Annotated in this window: 18 protein-coding genes; 9 read left to right on the top strand and 9 right to left on the bottom strand. The window is 53.0% G+C overall.

Annotation, left to right across the window (positions count from 1 at the left end; translation table 11 throughout):
* Window positions 1–42: 42 nt before the first annotated feature.
* Window positions 43–912 (bottom strand): universal stress protein, encoded by an 870-nt coding sequence (locus tag V2P20_RS18365; protein ID WP_331820882.1) that lies wholly within the window; start codon window positions 910–912, stop codon window positions 43–45.
* Between the two features lie 311 nt (window positions 913–1,223).
* Complete coding sequence (gene can / locus V2P20_RS18360) at window positions 1,224–1,910, bottom strand: carbonate dehydratase (protein ID WP_331820881.1); 687 nt, start codon at window positions 1,908–1,910, stop codon at window positions 1,224–1,226.
* 155 nt (window positions 1,911–2,065) lie between these two features.
* Between can and V2P20_RS18355 the strand changes: the two genes are divergently transcribed.
* The 3 genes from V2P20_RS18355 to V2P20_RS18345 all read left to right on the top strand — a co-directional run bounded on the left by V2P20_RS18355 (window position 2,066) and on the right by V2P20_RS18345 (window position 4,641).
* Entirely contained in the window at window positions 2,066–2,737 is a 672-nt protein-coding gene (locus V2P20_RS18355) for a response regulator (protein ID WP_331820879.1), read from the top strand.
* Entirely contained in the window at window positions 2,730–4,103 is a 1,374-nt protein-coding gene (locus V2P20_RS18350) for a sensor histidine kinase N-terminal domain-containing protein (protein WP_331820878.1), read from the top strand. Before V2P20_RS18355 ends, V2P20_RS18350 begins: the two co-directional genes overlap by 8 nt.
* Before the next feature lie 133 nt (window positions 4,104–4,236).
* Window positions 4,237–4,641: a hypothetical protein gene (locus V2P20_RS18345; RefSeq protein WP_331820876.1), complete on the top strand. Its 405-nt coding sequence runs from the start codon at window positions 4,237–4,239 to the stop codon at window positions 4,639–4,641.
* Between the two features lie 22 nt (window positions 4,642–4,663).
* On the opposite strand, the gene V2P20_RS18340 is transcribed toward V2P20_RS18345, so the two are convergent.
* The 3 genes from V2P20_RS18340 to V2P20_RS18330 form a co-directional block, all read right to left on the bottom strand.
* Window positions 4,664–5,950 (bottom strand): oligosaccharide flippase family protein, encoded by a 1,287-nt coding sequence (locus tag V2P20_RS18340; RefSeq protein WP_331820874.1) that lies wholly within the window; start codon window positions 5,948–5,950, stop codon window positions 4,664–4,666.
* A 97-nt stretch (window positions 5,951–6,047) separates the two neighbouring features.
* Complete coding sequence (locus V2P20_RS18335) at window positions 6,048–7,571, bottom strand: hypothetical protein (RefSeq protein WP_331820872.1); 1,524 nt, start codon at window positions 7,569–7,571, stop codon at window positions 6,048–6,050.
* A gap of 199 nt (window positions 7,572–7,770) precedes the next feature.
* Window positions 7,771–9,237, bottom strand: a complete 1,467-nt coding sequence (locus tag V2P20_RS18330) for a porin (RefSeq protein ID WP_331820870.1) — start codon at window positions 9,235–9,237, stop codon at window positions 7,771–7,773.
* A 375-nt stretch (window positions 9,238–9,612) separates the two neighbouring features.
* Here V2P20_RS18330 and V2P20_RS18325 point away from each other — a divergent pair, with 375 nt between their 5' ends.
* From V2P20_RS18325 to zwf, 5 genes are all read left to right on the top strand, one after another.
* On the top strand, window positions 9,613–10,995 hold the full coding sequence (locus tag V2P20_RS18325; RefSeq protein WP_331820868.1) for a hypothetical protein: 1,383 nt from the start codon (window positions 9,613–9,615) through the stop codon (window positions 10,993–10,995).
* 118 nt (window positions 10,996–11,113) lie between these two features.
* A complete protein-coding gene (locus tag V2P20_RS18320) occupies window positions 11,114–11,668 on the top strand; it encodes an FMN-binding protein (RefSeq protein WP_331820866.1) in 555 nt (184 codons plus the stop codon).
* Window positions 11,668–12,180 carry a hypothetical protein gene (locus V2P20_RS18315; RefSeq protein ID WP_331820864.1) on the top strand — a complete coding sequence of 171 codons (513 nt, stop codon included), beginning with the start codon at window positions 11,668–11,670 and terminating at the stop codon, window positions 12,178–12,180. Before V2P20_RS18320 ends, V2P20_RS18315 begins: the two co-directional genes overlap by 1 nt.
* 116 nt (window positions 12,181–12,296) lie before the next feature.
* Window positions 12,297–13,742 carry a decarboxylating NADP(+)-dependent phosphogluconate dehydrogenase gene (gnd, locus tag V2P20_RS18310; RefSeq protein ID WP_331820862.1) on the top strand — a complete coding sequence of 482 codons (1,446 nt, stop codon included), beginning with the start codon at window positions 12,297–12,299 and terminating at the stop codon, window positions 13,740–13,742.
* A gap of 8 nt (window positions 13,743–13,750) precedes the next feature.
* On the top strand, window positions 13,751–15,235 hold the full coding sequence (zwf, locus tag V2P20_RS18305) for a glucose-6-phosphate dehydrogenase (protein WP_331820860.1): 1,485 nt from the start codon (window positions 13,751–13,753) through the stop codon (window positions 15,233–15,235).
* Between the two features lie 129 nt (window positions 15,236–15,364).
* On the opposite strand, the gene V2P20_RS18300 is transcribed toward zwf, so the two are convergent.
* From V2P20_RS18300 to V2P20_RS18285, 4 genes are all read right to left on the bottom strand, one after another.
* Window positions 15,365–15,808 (bottom strand): DUF4383 domain-containing protein, encoded by a 444-nt coding sequence (locus V2P20_RS18300; RefSeq protein WP_228779042.1) that lies wholly within the window; start codon window positions 15,806–15,808, stop codon window positions 15,365–15,367.
* A 252-nt stretch (window positions 15,809–16,060) separates the two neighbouring features.
* Entirely contained in the window at window positions 16,061–16,735 is a 675-nt protein-coding gene (gene mtnC, locus V2P20_RS18295) for an acireductone synthase (protein ID WP_331820858.1), read from the bottom strand.
* Window positions 16,732–17,289 (bottom strand): cupin, encoded by a 558-nt coding sequence (locus V2P20_RS18290; RefSeq protein ID WP_331820856.1) that lies wholly within the window; start codon window positions 17,287–17,289, stop codon window positions 16,732–16,734. Before V2P20_RS18290 ends, mtnC begins: the two co-directional genes overlap by 4 nt.
* On the bottom strand, window positions 17,286–17,906 hold the full coding sequence (locus V2P20_RS18285) for a methylthioribulose 1-phosphate dehydratase (RefSeq protein ID WP_331820854.1): 621 nt from the start codon (window positions 17,904–17,906) through the stop codon (window positions 17,286–17,288). The genes V2P20_RS18290 and V2P20_RS18285 overlap by 4 nt, the downstream gene beginning before the upstream one ends.
* 271 nt (window positions 17,907–18,177) lie before the next feature.
* Between V2P20_RS18285 and V2P20_RS18280 the strand changes: the two genes are divergently transcribed.
* Entirely contained in the window at window positions 18,178–19,407 is a 1,230-nt protein-coding gene (locus V2P20_RS18280) for an NADP-dependent isocitrate dehydrogenase (protein ID WP_331820852.1), read from the top strand.
* The last annotated feature ends 85 nt before the right edge of the window (window positions 19,408–19,492 follow it).

The raw sequence follows: 19,492 nt of genomic DNA, 5'->3' as shown, positions 1-19,492 counted from the left end.
TCCAAATCAGCCGTCCGCTGTAATTGTCAATCTTGTAGATCATCAAGGCTTTATCACCATGAAGGTCGTGTGGACAGCCCGGATCAGGGTTGCCGTTGTGCTGCCGATGGGCTGATGGTCAAGACCGGTCCGCCCTATCGCCGCCATAACGACCAGGTTGTAATGCTGCCCGATGATATGTTCGCGAATCGCGTTGTGAGCCGAGTCGGCGCCATGGGCGACAAAGCATTTCGAATTGCCGGCAAGATCCGGCAGATGCCGTTCGGCGATTTCATGCAATTTTTCCAACCGCTCCTGTTTCTGCTGCTCGAATTGTTCAGGACTGTGCAAGTCGCCGCACAAGGCATGGAACAAATGCACTTCGGCGCCGGAAGCCTGCGCGATATCCTGCGCGTAAGGCAGCGCCGCCAGGGAATTCGAAGAAAAATCGGTAGGGACAAGAATTTTACGGAAGGGCGTAAAGCCGGATTCGTCCTCTACGATGACAATGGGCCGGTGGCCGAAACGGAGCACTTTTTCGGCGACCGAGCCCATTAACATGCGCATGAAGCCGGTTCTGCCGTGGCTGCTCATGACGATCATGTCAAACCGGCCGGATGCCTCGACGATAGCCTGAGCCGGTTTGCGGTCCTGTGCGGCGACACTGTCATCCAGAATGCCGTTGTCCACCGACTCCAAGGCAAACTGCCGGAGTTTGGCCTTTATGGCCTGCTCGATAGTAGCCGGATCGCCATCGGCGTGAAAACTGTCGACGTCATAGTGAAAACCGTCCATGTTCGAATACAGATCATAGGCATGAAATGGTGAGATCCGGCCTTTATAGATACGCGCCAATTCCTGAGCGACGGGCAGCGCTTTACGGCTAAAATCTGAAAAATCGACGGGGACAAGAATTTTTAGTCCTTTGTTCATGTATGAACTCCAAAACTATGGTTGGAAAATTAAAAAATCGGCTTCAGCAGTCTCGCGCCTGCAGATAAATTTTTTCTCTCGCATATATCACTCGCCCACAAGCAAAAAAAGTGCTGCCAACGCCTTATGATTCATCAGCATATCGGCCAGACCAATATTCCTGGGCCGCTTGTGCAGAGTAAGCGGCCGTTGGCAGCATGAGGGGGCAATGATCGAGGAGAACGATTTTTCTATAGCGCAAATAATGCTGCCGCTTAAGCGGGTCGCTGGCAGTATATCCAGGTTCAGACTTGCAAAGCCCAAGCCGTCAATCATCTTCGGCTGGAAACAAATTTCATTGCCGGTAACGCCATGTCCGCCTCGTGATAATCGTATTTAAAAATCGGATCAATTTCGGTATCGGGATAAAGCGTAACCAGCGGCTTCAGCAAGCCATCGTCCAGGCCATAGACCCATCCGTGCAAGGTGGGCCGGTTTTCTTCATGCCAGGCTTGCTGGATGATCGAGGTATGGGCCAGCGTCTGCACCTGTTCCTGAATATTCAGCTCAACCAACCGGTTCACTCGCGCTTCTTCGGTCGGCAATGCATCGATTTCAGCCCTGTTGAGGCGATAAACATCCTTGATATGCATGAGCCATTTATTGGTAAGGACCAGTTGAGAACTTTGTCTGCCCAGGGCGGCCTTGATGCCGCCGCAGCCATAATGCCCGCAAACGATGATATGTTTGACTTTCAGCACGGTGACCGCATATTGCAGCACGCTCAGGCAGTTGAAATCGGTTGAAATCATCTGGTTGGCGATGTTGCGATGAATAAACATCTCGCCAGGCTGCGCATTGACGATAATTTCCGCCGGCACCCGACTATCGGAACAGCCGATCCAGAGAAACTCCGGTTTCTGCGTTTTAGCCAACTGGGCAAAGAACTCCGGGTCATGCGCTTTCTTTTCTTGAGCCCAGGCTTTATTTTCGCTTAATAATTTTTCAAATGATTTCATAGCGATTCCCTTAAATATTGACCATGAGAGCGTAATCAATAATTAATGTTATGCTTTCAGCTTTATAGGAAAGGCAATCAGCGCCTTAACAATTTCGATTCGAAATTATTTTATGCGCATAACCTTTCAAGAACCTTTCACATAAATTTGAATGTATGAAAATTTTATTGATTGAAGATGATGCAGTTTTGGCGGATGGATTAATGCATACGTTAAGCGCCAATGGCTATTCGGTCACCTGCGCCACTACAGGTGGCTACGCCGAGCAACTGTTATTGTCGCAAGGCTTCGATTTAATCGTACTGGATCTGGGGCTGCCGGATGTGGATGGGCTGCAATTGCTGCGCAGATTCAGATTGCGCAAGATACCTTTACCGATTTTGATCCTGACCGCTCGAGACGGCATCAATGACAGAATCGAAGGCATCGAACAGGGCGCTGACGACTACATGACCAAACCGTTTGAACTGCGGGAATTTGAAGCGCGCGTTCGCGCTCTGATACGGCGCTGCTATGGCGGCTTTCGCAACGATATTGTTATCGGCAGGCTGGCGCTGGACACGCAAAACCACCAGGTACTGGCCGACGGCCAATCGATGCAACTGTCGGCTCGTGAATACGGCGTCCTGGAAATATTGCTGATACAGGCCGGCAAAGTCGTCAGTAAAGACCGTATCGCCCAGCGCCTGTCGGCTGACGGGGAGGCGCTCGCCGACAATGCCATCGAAGTCTATATCCATCGCGTCAGAAAACGCATAGAGCCGTACGATGCCGTGATCCGGACAGTGCGCGGGCTGGGCTACTTGCTGGAGACGGCCGATGACTAAAGTCAGAAGCCTCAAAACTGAAATTCTATTCCGGCTGATCATCCCGCTCATTTGCTTTGTCGCGCTCGAGAGCGTGCTTTCCTACTTTGTTACGCTGCACTATGTCAATGAAACCTACGACCGCTGGCTGCTGGACTCGGCCCGGTCATTGACTCAGGAAATCAAGGTCAAAGACGGCAAAATAAGGGTGGAACTGCCGCCCGCCGCGCTGGAAATTTTCAAATGGGACGAGTTCGATAAAACCTTTTTCAAGATCATATCCTCCGAACAAGGCATGATCGTCGGGGACAGTTTCGTGCCGGAATCGTTCGATCCCAACACGGACTGGTCGCATCCGGTCTTTTTTGAGGACGAAGTTCGCGGAGAGCCGGTGCGGGTCGTATCCATGCTGATCATTCGCGATGAGACGCCGGAGAAAATTTTTGTCCATGTCGCCGAAACGGTGAATAAGCGGCGGTACATGATGATCGATATTTTGCTCGCCGACCTGGTTCCGCAGCTTATCCTGACATTGTTTACCGGCATTTATCTGCTGAGAGGATTAAAGCGAGGCCTGAAGCCTTTGCATACGCTGGCCGATGAAATCGCCCAACGCTCGCCGCGTGATCTGAGCCCTATCGCTGAAACGCACGTTTTTCTCGAAGTCCGCACCCTGACCGATACCATCAATGACTTGCTGGCCCGCTTGTCGGCAGCTATCGCCGCCCAGCAGCGGTTCGTCGCCAATGCCGCCCACCAATTGCGCACGCCGTTGGCCGGCCTGAAGCTGCAGGCTGAGCGCGCACTGCGCGAACAGGATCTACCGGCCATGAAGCCGGCGCTGCAGCAAATGCAAAATTCCGCCGACCGCGCATCTCATACGATTACGCAATTGCTGGTGCTGGCGAAATCGGGCCCCATCGACGGCATGAATGAACTAAAACCGGTCAATCTGGATGCTCTGGTCAAGGAAACCTGCATGGACTGGGCGCCCAAAGCGCTGCAGCGAGAGATAGAACTCAGCTTCGAAGGCCCGAAACAGCCCGTATACGTGCGCGGCGATGAGATATTGCTGCGGGAATTGCTGGGCAATCTGCTCGATAATGCTATTGTGTATGGCAAAGAACACGGCAATATTATCGTCAAGCTGAAACGCTTTCCCACGCCCAGCCTGATTGTCGAGGATGATGGCCCCGGTATTCCCGACCTTGAGCGGGATAAAATTTTCGAACGCTTTTACCGCATACCGGGCAGTTCAGGCAACGGCTGCGGATTGGGTTTAGCGATCGTCAAGGAAATTGCCGATCTGCACAAAGCCCGGCTCGAGCTTAGCCGTATCAGCGCCGCAGGGGGTACGCGCGTTACTGTTTCATTTGGCAATCTTTAATACGAACCCAAAACGATGAAGTCAGAACAGTCGGCTTGACGTATAATATCGAGGCCAAACTAAAAGCAGTTTCCATTACCCATTTATTTTTCTATAGAACAATAACTTGATGTGACAAGCACAGGGATTACAGATGATTTCATACCATAAACTAAAAATCATCTTACTTTGGATCATACTGGGCACTGTTGTTTTAATCCCCGACACAGTGTTCGGCTTACTGCTTGAAGGCTCCCATGCCTTCTTCGAGGTGCTTGAAGAGGGGTTCGATCTGGTGGTCGAGCATATCTTTCATACCAGCACCCATGAAACACAGATCATCGTATTTTATTTGCTGTTTTCGCTGATCTGCTATGGCCTTTACAAGCTGTGGCGTCTCACACAACGTTGGTACAACGCATTCAGGATCACCTGGTCGCAGCAAAAAGCCAATGCCTGGCTTTATTGGCAAGAATCCTCTCTGCTGAAAAAGATCGAAATAGTGGCGATTGGCCTGGCCGCCGTCAGCTTTCTGATCTTCTGGCACACGATGATGTAAACCTGTCCGGGCCGCAAGAAGCTTATCCGTTCAGCCGGCGGAAATGCAGCTTTGCCACGATGCGCAAACTGACGAATAACAGCATGACCGCAGCCATATAGGCCGCTGCCACACCGAGGGAGCCAAGTTGAGCTCCCAGCACGAAGCTCAATGTCACCATTACTATCATTGCAACCAGAGTCAGGCTTAATACAATACGATGCAAGCCCATAAACTGCAGATAATAAGGCACATCGGCAAACAGGGCGCTGAAGCAGGCGCCGGAAGCAATAAGCAGCATAGGATGATAACCGGCGCTGAACTGCTCGCCGAACAAATCCAGTATTGATCGTCCTGCGAAGATCAGAATGGCCAGCAAGGCGAGAATCAGGCTGCCGACCGCTAAAGTTCTCTGCTTCATGAGAGCCTGTATCGTCCGTTTGTCGCCCCGGCCTATCAGCACGACCATCATGGGCAGATAATAACGATTGGTTGAAGTCCCTATCAGGGAAATAAAACCGCCGGTCTGGGCGGCCACGGCATAGATGCCAACCTCCAGGCCGGAAGGAAAGAGTATTTCCAGAATGATGACGCCGCCGCTGGTCATAACGGTCAGCATCAGACTGCTCATAACCAGCGGCAAAGAGCCCCTAAGCCATTTTCTGCCTTGCATGAGCGGCACTATTTTCTTAATGCCTGCCGGCATCAACAGCTTGGCTATGGTCCACATAACAGCCAGTGTCATGGTCCAGGCACCGCCGAAACAAAGCACGGCAGCTAAAGCGGATACGTTGACAGGGCTGATTGACAAGCCAATCAGCAGCACAAGATAAATCGCCGGCAGAAACAGCCTGTAGACCGCGACGCTGAGCAACTGCGCGCCATGCGCGGCAATGACTTCAACCAGAAACAGCGTCACGGCAATGACCGGCAGAAACGCCGCGAAGCTGGCAATAACGATGCGTGTTGCGTCCTGGTTCAGCGCCCAGAAAGCGTCAAGGCTGACGCCCAGCATCGCCGCCAACAGCAGGCTGAAAGCGCCGATGCCGCGCAAAGCAAACAACCAGAAACCGCGAAACCTCTGCCAGTCCTCACGGTCGCGCAGCAGAGCGACTGCGCGCAAGGCATATTTCTCTAAGCCCAAAGTCGCCAGAGTCGACAGCAGCGTTACCACCGACACGGCCACGTTGTAACCGTCAAACTCGCCGACACTGAGCCATCGCGCCAGCAACATATTAGCCAGATACATCAGGCCGTAATTGGCTAGTGCCAGTACAAACAATTCCAGTGAGCGAAAACTATTCGCGTGCAGGTCTAAGTGGTAATCCATTAACGCTAATTTTCAAGTAGTGCCATGCCTGGCAAGGCCAGCGGCGGTTTAAGCCGCTGTTCAACCTGCACCGATGGCTGAACAGCGGCCGTGATTATCAGGGGCGGGCGTCTGGCGCTGTCCTGACTATTTTAAAAGCGGCAACGGTGCCGTTCATTTCATTGGCTGTAAGTAAATAATGATCCTCACCGAGCATGAAATGCGCGATGCCTTCGGGCGACTTGATGTCTTCGCCCGGAATCTTGCCTAATGCCTCGACTTTCGGATGTTCGGGATCGGCTAAGGAAATCAGCATGACCGCTCCCCCTCTCTCCATGCCGACCGCAACCCAGGGCGTACCCTCAATATCAAAGGAAACCAGCATTTCCGGCTCGGCGCCTTTCCGGCCGCTTTGACTGTCGAGATAGAGATGGTGGGCAAAAGCCACTTCGTCTAGCTGACTGCCCGTATCGCCGACAAACTTGCCCGTCTTCGTATTGAAGACGCTGATGGTCCGGCCGCCGCTCAATGTCTGGCCGCCGGCATTAACGGGCGTTTCCGTATCGCCTTCATCGGCGGTCACAAAAAAGCGCCCGTCTGAAGTCAGGGCGATGCCGTCTGGCTCCCGCAAGGCGGTAATGGACTGCTCGAACCGCACCCAGCCATCATTCTTTAAGTCGGCCTTATGTTCCGTGATGCCCATGTTGTAATAGCCCATGACCTTCTCGTTGACCAAATTGATGACGGCGACCTCGTTGTTTTCCTGCAGCGTTACAAAAGCCCAGCTTGCATCGGGTGAAATGGCAATATATTCGGGCTCCAGCAAAATAGATGAGCGTTTGGTTATCGGGATCAATATTTTGCGCTCGCCTTTGGTTTCGTTGCCGAGAACTTCGGCCTCTTCAAAAGAGCCCAGACTGACTTTTTTGTCCTCGATCAGGCCATTGCCGTCGAAATCCATTTGCTTGCTGATTTTTCCGTCGCCATTCCAGTCGACTTCCACCTCCAGATAATGGCCTTGCGCTTCGATGACGAACCCTTCACGCGCAGTCACATCGGCCAGCTTCAGGTTATTGTTGGCTTCGATCTGGCCGTTCTGGTCCAGGTGAATGACAGAAACGCTGCCTCTGGCTTTGAAAAACTGTCTCTTTGGCTGATCAAACCAGAAGTCCTCGCCTTCGTTGGCAACCATGATCAGCCGGCCGTCCGATGAAATAACCACGGCGTCCGAACCGAAGCCGGTCTCAACCTTGTCAATCAACTCACCCGTTGAAGCTGAGCGGATTTCCAGCCGGCCGCGCTTGATGCCTGCATCAACGACTGCCGCGAACAGATCGAGCGATGGATGGAAAGCTACGGATGTAAGTTCCTCGCCCTGGTCAAGCCCCAATGAAAAACGGGCTATCCTACGCAACTTCTCCGGCTTGCTGAGGTCGAGCACATCGACTTCACCGGTGCCGAAGTTGCTGAGCACTGCACGCAACGTAGACTGTTGAACACTGACGATCTCCGTACCCTTCTCATAGCCTGAATAATAAAGCGAGACGGATTCCAGATCCCATTTGGCTGGTGCGACTGGCGTTGATACACAAGCGGATAATAAAAAAGTAGAAGCCAAGGTAATAATGCTAAAAACTTTCAACGATAACCTCATGGAAAACCACTAAAACAGCGGATATTTTAACCGCTAGCCGGACTTGTTCCTAAACGGATGAAATTTTATATAAAAAAAAAGCCGCCCTCATAAAAGGGCAGCTTCGTAAGGAGCCTAATTTTACAACAATTTAGAAGGAAACTGACTTTACAGTAATTTAGAACGATCCTGATACTCTGACCTATTTTTAATACGCCAACTGGGCACGTAGGGTAAATGTATCATTATTATCCGGATCGGCGCCTGTAGGTGTAACAACAGCAGTATCAGTTGCGTTAAATGCTCTGATCCAATCAGCCATTAAGCGCACATTGCTGTTAAAGTACCAGTTCAAAGCAACAGTAACATTAGACAACTCACCACCATGGAAACTTCCATCGTTTAAGTCAACAGTAGAGTAACGTGTCGCAAGTTCCCATGCACCCCAAGTGCCGTTTTTAAAACTGAAAGGTTTAGCGGGGTCCACTTTATAAAATTTGCCGGCTTTGTACTTGCGTGATTCGCCTGTTATTGTCCAGGCTGCATCTACATACCAGCCATCAAGTTCCAGATTGCTGCCCTTATCTTTGCGATCAAGCCAGGTACGTGTGTATTCCGCACCCATTGAGAACGGCCCATAAAGTCCAGAAGCTTCCAATCCCAACATTTTGATGTTATTAACATTTTTAACGGGCGCTTCTAGCAAGAACAGATTAGACATATGGTCAGTTTCATATTCATACACTAATCCTTTATCCATAACCTGATCAGCAGCATTAGGTGCTCTGTAGTTACCCGCAACACCTAAATGCACTACTTTCGTTTTCTCTTCAATCGGCGCGTAAGTGGCTCGTCCGGAAACGCTCCAGCCCTCATCGGCTTTACCATTGTTTTTATTGGCGGCAATCGTATCACCAAATATACCGAGTTGAGCCGACCAATTCTTTTGGTTGTCTGGCGTTTGGAGATTCAAACCGATCGCACGATCAACAACCGGACCGTTTAATACGTTCATTAAGGAACGTTCGGTGAACATCAAGTCATTGGAACTTTCCAACAATTCACGGCTGAAGTTTTGTTTCTGTTGACCGCCGGTGACTGTCATGAAATTTAAACCGGTATATTGCAAAAACAAGTCCTTCATGGAGACATTGTTATCAGCAAAGTCCGCTACGGTCTTAAAGTTCCAATCCTTGAAGAAAGTACCATTGAAATCTATACGGGCTCGACGAAACTCTGTGCCATCATTGGCTTCGACATGCTCGCCTGCCTTCTCTCCTCCAGCAAAAACATAGTTGTCATCGTCGGTGTAATTCGCATCGGCCTGAATACGACCGCCCAATTTGAATTTGAAATCTTTATCCGCTGTTTCGAAGTGCAAGCCTTTGTTATCCAGTTTGACTTTAACTTTCTCAGCTTCCTTCATATGCTCATCCAGAGCCTTGAGTTCATTGTTCTTTAATGCCAGATCATTGCGAATCTCTTCAAGCTCGGCCTTTTGCTTGGAAGCCTCTTCCACTTTTTCGAAAGTCCCTAACTTGACACGATTAGGACCAGGTTGAGCGAAAATCTGTTGTGTATCTTGATCGACATACAGATCAATAGCAAAAGCGGCAGAAGACATGCCCGCCCCCAGAACGGCCGTCACTGCCAAGGTAAGTTTAGAGAATTTCATTATTGCTCTCATTGTTATAAGAAATTGAAGGCGCAAGAATAGGGTAGCGACGTGACAGCTTCATGACAGCTTTATTACAGTTTTGTTACAACGTGACTGTACGGTTTTCCTGACACTCACTTGATAACCGTACATGCTGATATTCAACCGTTATTTGATATTTTCGGATCAGCTTACGCATCTTCATATCTATTATCACTGCCCGCCTACTCCCCGAAAATCAATCCGAGAGACGTCCAATTAGAGGTCATCAAATGCTTACAAATAGAAGCCGAACACGAAAAATCTTCATCTAAATAAGAATGATTTGCAATAGCATAAATATTTACCCTATACTTCACTCATCAATAATTGAGCGATGGGATGGATATGACAATGAACAATAAATCGTTTTTAAAAGGGAGCGCCCTGACCACACTGATTGCATTAAGCGCACCGGCCAACGCGCTAGAAAAACCGCAAACCATGGAAGACATGTGGAAGATCATTCAAGAACAGCAGAAACAGATCGATTCGATGAAAGCGCAGATGGCCGCCGCGCCGCAACCGGCCAAGACTGCGACCGCGGACGGTAATGTCAAGAGCCTGGAACGTAAAACCGATGTGCTGAGCAAAGAAGTCGAGAAACTGCGCACCGAACTGGTGATTCCGGAGGAACCGAAATATAAGAGCGCCTATGGCCTGGGCCCTGCGGCATCCAAGGTCTATCAGGTCGGCAAGGGCTTGTCGATCGGCGGTTACGGCGAAGCCAACTATCAAGCCATCGTCGGCGATGAAAAAGGCAAGAATGATAATGCCGATTTTGAACGTCTCGTGTTATATGCCGGTTACAAGTTTACCGACAGCATCCTGTTCAACAGTGAGATCGAATTTGAGCATGGTTCAACTGACAATAATGGTTCGGTCTCAGTAGAATTCGCGTCACTGGATTTCTTCATCGATCCGATGGCCAATATCCGGGCCGGTATGGTGCTCCTGCCGATGGGCTTCCTCAACACGATACACGAGCCGCCCTTTTACTTCGGCAATAACCGGCCTGAAGTTGAAAGACGAATCATTCCCAGCACCTGGCGTGAAATCGGCGCCGGCCTGTTCGGTGAAATACTACCTAACCTGACCTATACCGCTTATGTCGTCAATGGCCTGAATGCGGCCGACTTCAACTCGGACGGCATCCGCTCCGGCCGTCAAAGCGGCAGCGAAGCCAAGGCCGAGGATCTGGCGTTTGTCGGACGCGTGGACTATGCGCCCGAAGCCTTGCCGGGACTGTCAGTCGGCGGCTCGGCCTACGCCGGCAACTCCGGCCAGAACCAGGATTTTGGCGGCCAGCAGGTCGACGCCTTCACGCAACTGTATGAAGCGCACGTGCAATGGAAATACCGCGGCCTGGAATTCCGCACACTCGGCTCATGGGGTCATATCGACGATGCGGACGTGCTCAGCGCCGCCAAAGGCCAGACGATCGGCTCATCGAACTACGGCTGGTACACTGAAGTCGGCTACGACGTCCTGCCGCTCCTGGTCAAGGATACGACCCAGTATCTGGCGCCGTTCTTCCGTTATGAGCAATTCGATACGATTGCCGGCACGCCGACCGGATTCCTTGACGACGAAACCAAAGACCGTCAGATCTATCAGTTCGGCCTGAACTACAAGCCGATTCCGAACGTCGTGATCAAGGCCGATTACCGCAATTTCACGGCCAAAAAAGGCAATCTGCCTGATGATTTCAACTTAGGTCTGGGCTTCATTTTCTAAAGAGGAATCACTGGCGGGGCGATCGGATTCGCCTCGTCATGCCGCTTGGCCGGAATTTTGTTAAGATACCCGTCCTTTAACGTATTCAACGACTTTCGGCCCGGTACTGGAGAACTCAATGAAAGTAATCAGAAAAGGCGTGTGGTGTCTGCTCCTGCTCATGCTGGTAGCAGTTGCCACACCAGGTTTCGCCAAGATTTTCTACAGCAAGAACGAAGCCATGGAACTGGCATTCGGCAAGAACGCGCAAGTGGAACAGTTATCGCTGTTTCCCGACGAGCAGGAAGCGGCCAAAATCGAGCAGCTTTCACGCAGCAAGCTGGAGTCCGGTTTGTATACGTTTTATGTCGGTAAGGAGCAGGACAAGTTACTGGGCTATGCGGCGATTGAAACGGGCACGGTCAGAACCAAGCCTGAAACTTTAATGATCGTGCTGACGCCGGACGGCGCCGTCAGCAATGTCGTTACCCTGGCCTTCCACGAACCCCCCGAATACCAGCCGCCCGAACGCTGGTACGAGCAATTGAAAAACCGCCCGCTGCCCGAGCAGGATTTCAATAAAGGCGTGCAGGGCATTTCCGGCGCCACACTGAGCACAAGAGCCGCGCTGGATAAGGTCCGCCGCGTGCTGGCGGTTTATGAGGTCATGATCAAAAACAAGAGTAAAGACTGATGCGATATTTCGTCACCGGCGAACAACAGCGCAAAGCCCTGCTGAATGCGCTGGTCCTGATGTTTCTGGCCTATATCGTCCTGCTGTGGGTGAGCAACGGGCTGATGTACTTTCACCGCATGGGCCTGACGCCCGATTCGGTGATCGCCTATTACCTGGGCTCGGAGGAGCAGTTTACGCAGCCGAGAAGCTATGAAGGCATGCTGGAAGTGTCGCATTTCCACCTGTTTTCGATGGGCATGCTGGCCGTAACGCTGACGCACCTGATGCTGATGACCGAGTTTTCGGTACGGCTGAAAATCTGGCTCAGCGGCTTGGTTTACGCATCGGCGATAGCCGATGAGGCCGGCGGCTGGCTGGTCCGATTCGGCCATCCCTTGTTCGCCTATTTCAAGATCGGCGCCTTTGTGCTGCTCGAATGTTCCCTGGCGGCGCTGCTGTTTGTCGTCATTACGGCCATGATACGCGCCCGGGCCCGCATCAAGCAAAGCGGTTCCGAACAGGCGGGCTAGCGCCCGCCTCCATGATTAAAACCGGTGAACCCTTGCCGCCTTCTTAAGTCACAGAACAAAATAGAGCGTTAAGCTCACAGATTACTCCTCAAGTACTGATGCTTAACGGAGGCGGTATGAAAGCAAATATCGGTTTAGTCGGCCTGGCGGTCATGGGACAGAATCTGGTCCTCAACATGAACGACCACGGCTTCAAAGTTGCGGTCTACAACCGCACGACCAGCAAGGTGGACGAGTTTCTGGAAGGGCCGGCCAAGGCTACCGCCGTTATCGGCGCGCACTCGCTCGAAGAACTGGTCAACAGCCTCGAGTCGCCGCATATCATCATGCTGATGGTCAAAGCCGGCAGCGTAGTCGATCAGTACATCAACGACCTGTTGCCGCTATTGTCTCATGACGACATCATCATCGACGGCGGCAACTCGCTGTTCACGGACACCCATCGCCGCACGCAAGCCCTGAAAGAAAAAGGCATCCTCTATATCGGCACAGGCGTATCGGGCGGCGAGGAAGGCGCGCGGCACGGCCCGTCCATCATGCCCGGCGGCAACAGGGCGGCCTGGCCCAAAGTCAAACCCATCCTGCAGGCCATCAGCGCGCAAGTGGAAGGCCAGCCCTGCTGCGAGTGGGTCGGCGACAACGGCGCCGGCCACTACGTCAAAATGGTGCACAATGGCATTGAATACGGCGACATGCAGTTGATCGGCGAAGCCTATCAGCTATTGTCCGAAGGATTGGGCATGACGGCCGACGAACTGCATACGCTGTTCTCCGTATGGAATCAGGGCGAGCTCAGTTCCTATCTGATCGAGATCACAGCCGACATTTTTGCCTACAAGGATGAAGACGGCCAGCCGCTGGTCAACAACATTCTCGATGCGGCCGGCCAGAAAGGCACCGGCAAATGGACCGGCATCAATGCCCTCGAACTTGGCATTCCATTGACGCTGATCGTCGAATCGGTATTCGCGCGCTCGCTGTCGGCGCAAAAGGAGGAACGCGTCCAGGCCGCACGGCTGCTGCCCAAGCACGCCCATACCTTCAGCGGCGACCGGCACGCCATGGTCAACGCCATCCGCCAGGCGCTGTACGCCTCCAAGATCATTTCCTACGCACAAGGCTTTCGTCTGATGCGCGAAGCCTCGCGCGAATACCAGATGGCGCTGAACTATGGTGAAATCGCCCTGATGTGGCGCGGCGGCTGCATCATTCGCAGCCGCTTTCTGAATGACATCAAGCACGCCTTCGATACCGACCCTGACCTGGTCAGCCTGCTGCTGGATGATTTCTTCATCGATGCCATCAAGCAAGCCGACCAGGGCTGGCGCCAGGCCATCATGCTGGGCATCGAACTGGGCATCCCGACGCCGGCGTTTTCGGCCGCGCTGTCCTACTACGACGGCTATCGCACGGAAAGACTGCCGGCCAATCTGCTGCAAGCGCAGCGCGATTATTTCGGCGCGCATACCTATGAGCGCGTAGACCAGTCCCGTGGGCAGTTCTTTCATACCGACTGGACCGGGCGCGGCGGCAAGACCTCGGCGTCAACCTATACTGTTTAACAGGCATCATGAGCACCGAACCCTGCACCTACGTCATTTTCGGAGCGACCGGCAATCTGTCGCGGATCAAGCTGATGCCGGCCCTGTATCATCTCGATGCCGAAAAGCGCCTGCCCGAAGGCACGCGCATTCTGGGCATCGGGCGCCGGGATTGGGATCAAGCCCGATGGCAAGCCGAAGTTAAAGCGATGATTCAGGCCAAGGCTAGCGAAGGCATTGACGAAGCCGTTTTTCAGCGCTTCAGCGCCCGCCTTTATTTTCATAAAGGCGATATCCGACAGGAAGCCTGTTATGCGGAACTGGCTGAACGGCTCGACTCCGGCCAGTTTCCGCGCAATGTGGCGTTCTATCTGGCCGTCAGCCCGGCCGACTTCGGCATCGTGATGGAACAGCTGAGTCATCACCGCCTGTTCGACGAGGAAGACGGTTGGCGGCGCGCGATCATCGAAAAACCGTTCGGTTACGACCTGGACAGCGCCCAATCGCTGCAAAGACGCATCAGCCATTATCTGCATGAAGAGCAGATTTACCGCATCGACCACTATCTGGGCAAAGGCACCGTGCAGAACGTGCTCGTGTTCCGGTTCGCCAATGTGTTGCTGGAACCGCTGTGGAACCGCAACTATATCGACCATGTCCAGATCACGCACGCCGAGGATATCGGCATCAACGGCCGCGGCGACTATTACAACGCCGCCGGTGCTCTGCGCGACATGATCCAGAGCCATCTGCTGCAATTGCTGACGCTGGTCGCGATGGAGCCGCCCGCGTCCATGGAAGCCGAAGCCCTGCGCGATGAGAAAGTCAAAGTGCTGAAGTCGATCCGGCCGATACCGAAAGAGGCCGTGCACGCGCATGCGTTCCGCGCCCAGTACGCCAAAGGCAGCATCAACGGTGAAAAGGTCGCAGCTTACCTGCAGGAAGAACATATCCCGCCCGACAGCGTTACCGAAACCTATGCTGCAATGAAGCTATACATCGACAACTGGCGCTGGCGCGGCGTGCCGTTTTACCTGCGCACCGGCAAGCGCATGGCCAAGGCGCAATCGGTCATTTCGATCTGCTTTCGCCATCCGCCGTTACAGTTTTTTCGCGGCACCGAGGTGAGCTGCAAGAATCCGAACTGGATATTGCTGGGGATACAACCGGAGGAACGCATCCGCATCGAGATGGCGATCAAGGAACCGGGGCTGGAAATGCGCACACGCATGAGCTCGCTTGATGCCGGCTTTCGGCAGGAATACGAAACAAACCATGACGCTTATGAAGACCTGTTGCTGGATGTGCTAATCGGCGACCGGTCATTGTTCCTGCGTTTTGATGAAGTCGAATACGCCTGGCGCATCATCGACCCGATCCTGCAAACCTGGGCCATCGAGCGTGACTATATCGCCACTTACCCGGCCGGCTCCTGGGGGCCGCCGGAGAGCCGCCGCCTGTTCGATAAAGAAGGGCAATTCTGGCGCAGTTCACTGACGCCTGAATGCAACTAGGCCGCTTCGAAGCTAGGCTCCGAAGCGGCCTGATTATATCAATGTTGTAGGGTACGCATCGCGTACCATTTTAAAAAACATCATTCATAACTCAAACTCCGAGAAAGGTACGCATTGCGTACCTTACACTCAGTGTTGAAGTGTTGGATGATAGACGTGAGCGGGCGGACCATAGCCAAAATAGGCGGCCACCAGTGCTGATAAGGCGTGCAGCCATACGTCATGACCGAAAATCGGCGCCAGACCAAACAAGGTGCTGGTGGCCGGGATCATGCCGAGAATGGTGAGCAGACCATAAATAATGGTCACGCCGCGCGCAAATATCAGTGATTGATGGCTATCTTTTGCACTCATAATGCCCCAAGCGCCAATAGCCAAGTGCACGAGATTATGCGCCACGTTAACGGCAAACAATCCTAGAAACCAGCCATACCCGGTATCGATGGCAACCTTAGGCGCATTGATCGGCGGCGCCACCACAAGGCCCGGTATAAAGCCGAGTATGCCGACAATAACGAAAAGAATACCGTAATACAATGCAAATTTGTCCAGCCTCAGATCTCGCATGTTCATTTTTCACCTCCTGATTTAGTTGGGTTAAAAATATACAAGCGTCAGAGTCACTTCTCGCTTTAGTTGATAGAAAACTCACCGCCTATAAAATGCAACGATGAGCTAACATACCGATTAGACAGGACATCAGGGCAATCATTCAGTAAAAACATATATTTTTATTAAAAAAATCAGCCAGATAGGATGATCTTGAGCTTGGCATAAACCCGGCATCAGAAATTTTGAAATACCGGGTTTATCAGCCTGACTTGCTCAGAAATCGATCTGATCGAAGTTGGCAACCTGCCGATGCTCGGCCTGCGCATTGGGTGCGCTGTCGCGCGTCAGCCAAATCGTTTTGAAACCGGCCGCGCGCGCGGCATCGAGCTCTTCCTTGATATCGGACAGAAACAAAATAGTGTCGGCCGGCAGACCCGATTGCACAGCAATCTTCTCATAAGCGGCCTGTTCGCGCTTGCCGCCGATATGCGTATCGAAATAGCCGGAAAACAACGGCGTCATATCGCCGAAATCGCTATAGCCGAACAGCAGCTTCTGCGCATAGACCGAACCGGATGAATAAACATATAAAGGAATACCCTCATTATGCCATTTCGTCAGGTTTTGGACTGCATCGCTGTAAACATGGCCGGTAAAGTCGCCCTGCCTGTAGCCGGCCTCCCAGATCAGGCCCTGCAGCGATTTCAACGGCGTGATTTTCCTGTCCTCGTCTATCCATTGGATAAACTGCTTGATCAACTGCTCGGTATCGAGGTCGGCGCCGGCCTCGGCGCGCGCATCATCCAGCAGCGCCTTAACGTCGGCCTCATCGGCATGGCTGCGCACAAACTCGGCCAGGTGCGCGCGCGCATAGGGAAACAGCACGTCCTTGACGAAAGACAGCGATGAAGTCGTGCCCTCGATATCGGTAACAATGGCTTTAATCATAGCACCGCCACATACTGGTCATAGGTTGGAAAGTTTTTGGCGATATCGCTGCCGGTGAATTCGGCTACCCAGCCTTCAGGCGTCGTGAACAGACGGATGCATTTGAAATTCGGGTTTTCGCCCATGTCGAACCAGTGCGTGGTATTGGCCGGCACGCTGATCAAATCACCCTGCCCGCACAGGACAGCATAGACTTTATCGCCGACATGCAGATAAAAAAGCCCGCTGCCTTCAATAAAGAAGCGCACCTCGAAATCGCTGTGCGTGTGCTCGGCAAGGAACTTTTGCCGGAGTATGCCTTTTTCGGGATAATCCGGCCTTAAGCTGATCACATCGACGGACTGAAAACCGTACTGCTGCTTCAGGCGCTCGATCGAATCCTGATAGGCGGCTATTATAGCTTCGTTGCTGGCGTCGGCCGGCAGCTCGCCGTTGGCGCTCCAGCGCTCGAACTGCACGCCTATGGCATCGAGCTGGTCTTTGATGTCTGAAAAATCGGTATAGAGCCAGCCCTGCTCAGGGGCATTGTCGGCATAGATAGTTAATGCGCTCATGGTTTTCTAACTCCTTGCATGCGTAGTTCACACTCAAATAAAAATTCCAGGGCTTCCAGATGGCGCAGCGCCTCGGCGACGCTGCCGCCCCAGGTATAAAAGCCATGCCCGGCGATGACATAGGCCTGGATGGCGCCGTGCATATCGAGATACTGCTCCACTTTGCCGGCCAGGCGCGCGATATTCTGGTCGTTGGCGAACACCGGGATCACAATCCGGGTCTCATGCGTATCGATGCCGCTGAAAGCTTTCAGCAGCTCATAATCTTCCAGCACGATTTCCTGGCCGAAAATGCGCGATGCCAGTGTTGCGTTGACCGAATGCGGATGCAGCACGGCCCGGACTTCGGGGAAGCGCCGATAGATGGAGGTGTGCAGCAGGGTTTCGGCCGACGGTTTCTTGCCGTCCAGCGCCTGGCCTTCGGCGTCGACCAGCATGATGTCATCGAGCTGCAAATGGCCCTTGTGCTTGCCGGAAACCGTCACAGCGATCGTGCCGTCGGACAGGCACGCGGAAAAGTTGCCGCTGGTGGCCGGCACCCAGCCCTTGTTGTCGATAAAGTGCCCGGCGTCGATCAGCTCTTTGGCCCTGGCGAAAAATTCTTCGGTATAAGTCATCGGTCAGTAAAAGACAGGATAATGAAAGCGGAAAGTTCAGATTTTAACATTTTTGCACGGCAATAATCTTATAGATACAAATTCATCAAGCGGGATAGAGTTTTGCAGCCCTGCCCGTTTGTGAAGCATGTGCAGGCTGGGTTGGTAAACCCAGCAAAGGCAATTTCGAAATGCTGGGTTTACCAACCCAGCCTGCCATCCTTATAGATACAAATTACTGGGGATGGATTATATTGATCAGGCCATTACTTCCCAGCGCGAGGACAGTCCGATGAAAAAAATCACCGTAGACCATGCGATAGTAGAACTGGACGGCGATGAAATGACACGCATCATCTGGCATTTCATCAAAGAGCAGCTGATTTTGCCTTATCTGGAGGTGCCGATCGAGTATTACGATCTCAGCATCGAAAATCGCGACAAGACCGATGATCAGGTCACGATCGAGGCCGCGCAGGCGATCAAAAAGCACGGCGTCGGCGTCAAGTGCGCGACCATCACGCCCGACGAGGCGCGCGTCAAGGAATTCAGCCTCAAGAAAATGTACAAATCGCCGAACGGCACGATCCGCAACATCCTGAACGGCACCGTTTTCCGCGAGCCGATCATCTGCAAAAATGTGCCGCGCCTGGTGCCGAACTGGACGCAGCCCATCTGCATCGGCCGCCATGCCTTCGGCGACCAGTACCGCGCCACCGACTTCATCACGCAAGGCCCCGGCAAACTGACCATCACCTTCACGCCCGATGACGGCAGCGCCGGGCAGACGCATGACGTCTACCATTTTGAGGGCGACGGCGTGGCGCTGGCCATGTTCAATACCGACGAGTCGATTGCCGGCTTCGCGCGCAGCTGCTTCAACGTCGCGCTCGACCGCGGCTGGCCGCTTTACCTGTCGACCAAGAACACGATCCTGAAAAAATACGACGGCCGCTTCAAGGATATCTTCGAGGCCATCTACAAGACCGAATACCGGGACCGCTTCGCCGCACAGGGCATTACCTACGAGCATAAACTGATCGACGACATGGTCGCCTCGGCCTTGAAATGGAACGGCGCTTTCGTCTGGGCCTGCAAGAATTACGACGGCGACGTGCAATCCGACACCGTGGCTCAAGGCTTCGGATCATTAGGCCTGATGACCTCGACGCTGGTCACGCCGGACGGCAGAACCATGGAAGCCGAAGCCGCGCACGGCACCGTCACGCGCCATTATCGCCTGCACCAGCAGGGGTTGCCGACCTCGACCAATCCCATCGCGTCGATTTATGCCTGGACGCGCGGCCTGGCGTTCCGAGGCAAGCTCGACGGCAACCAGGCCTTGATCGATTTTTGCCGGACGCTGGAAAAGGTCTGCGTGGAAACGGTCGAGTCGGGGCAGATGACCAAGGATCTGGCGCTGTGCATTCATGGCGATCAGCTTAATGAATCGCATTATCTGAACACCGGGGACTTTCTCGACACCTTGCGGCGCAATCTGGAGAGCAGCCTGGCGCAATGAATACAGCTATACCCTATATGGGGGCGACTTTTGTAGGGGCGACTTTAGTCGCCCATGGGCGAATGAATTCGCCCCCACATTCTTA

It is taken from the genome of Methylobacter sp. Wu1 (genome assembly GCF_036553575.1).
In the GTDB taxonomy this organism is placed as follows: domain Bacteria; phylum Pseudomonadota; class Gammaproteobacteria; order Methylococcales; family Methylomonadaceae; genus Methylobacter.
The sequence above is the reverse complement of the archived record's forward strand: the minus strand, read 5'-3'. Positions and strand labels throughout refer to the sequence as shown.